This is a genomic window from Neptuniibacter sp., from assembly GCF_024231755.1.
Taxonomy (GTDB): domain Bacteria; phylum Pseudomonadota; class Gammaproteobacteria; order Pseudomonadales; family Balneatricaceae; genus Neptuniibacter.
In genome coordinates this window covers 1-1,312 of sequence record NZ_JAAEQH010000306.1, presented here as the reverse complement: position 1 = coordinate 1,312, position 1,312 = coordinate 1, and the positions used below count along the sequence as shown (strand labels likewise).

General features: G+C 48.1%; 1 protein-coding gene. It reads right to left on the bottom strand.

What is annotated here, in order from left to right; all coding sequences use genetic code 11:
• Positions 1–190: 190 nt before the first annotated feature.
• On the bottom strand, positions 191–1,312 hold a 1,122-nt coding region (ltrA, locus tag GY843_RS18085), incomplete at its 5' end, for a group II intron reverse transcriptase/maturase (RefSeq protein WP_297311711.1).

The following is a 1,312-nucleotide window of genomic DNA, read 5'->3' as shown; positions in this document are numbered from 1 at the left end:
TCAGTTATATTCAACATGCACTAAACTGATGAAAATACGGTGAAAAAATGCTGTTAACTAATTGAGTGCATTCCTCAAAAAAGTGGAATACATAACGTATTCAATATACATCGAGTAGGGTGAGGCGTCACCGCCTCATCCCTCTCACAGAACCGTACATACGGGCCTCGTATACGGCTCATGTACATAGTTATTTAGCGTAATTGCTAAACACATATCCCGTTGCAACATTCTCCAAGTTCATTAGCCCAAGTTCATCGAACCAACTGTTTGGCATCGCGTAGCTTGCTAAAGGACTGCGTGCACTGCTCCAGCTCGTCATGTTGATGTGAGCGAACTTGCCTTTATAACCATGCTGTCGTAGCCAGCGATGGAGGCGGCTCGCCTTCTTCCATAACTTAAGTTGGATGCTGCGCAAGCGCCGTCTTAGCCAGCTCGCGAGTTGCTTAAATACCCTGCTCGCATTGGCTATCTTGAAGTAATAACTGAACCCTCTTAGCAGTGGGTTTAGTGCATTGATAACTGATTGCAGTGGCATTCCGCCATTGCGTTTCGTCATCTGCTTGAGCTTCGCCTTAAACGCGGTGAGCTTCTTCGGTTGTATGCGGGTACGTTTCGTCCTGATTTCAACGCCGAGGAACTTCACACCATCATCACTGTGTGTGATGTGTGTTTTCTCCGTGTTTACGCTTAGCTTAAGCTTTCCTTCTAAGATTTGTGTGGCTTGCGCTTTGGCATTTTCTGCCGCTGCACGACTGCAACACAAGATTAGGATATCATCAGCATAGCGCACTATTCGGTGCCCCCGCTGTTTCATTTCCTTATCGAACGCATCCAGATAGATGTTCGCTATGAGCGGGCTTATCACCCCGCCTTGCGGACTGCCTGTTTCTGTTTGCTGCCAATGGCCATCTACCATCACCCCACTTTGTAAGAACTGAGCGATTAAGTTCAGCACGCTGCCGTCACGAACCCGTCTTTTGATACTCTTAATGATAAGCGTATGGTCCAGCTTATCGAAGCACTTCGACAAGTCCATATCCACCACATGTCGTCGTCCGTATCGACGGATGAACATCGTGGCTTTATTGATGGCATCGTGACAGCTCCGCTTCGGTCTATAACCAAAGCTGGATGGATGGAACTGTTCTTCGAAGATGGGGGTTAGGAGGTCTTTCAAGCATTGTTGAACGACTCTATCCCTGACTGTTGGGATACCCAATAGACGCTCACCGCCCCCGTCTTTCGGGATAATGACCCGCCTTACCGGTTGCGGTTGATAGCGCTTGGTTTTGAGCTCGAGAAGAAGCTG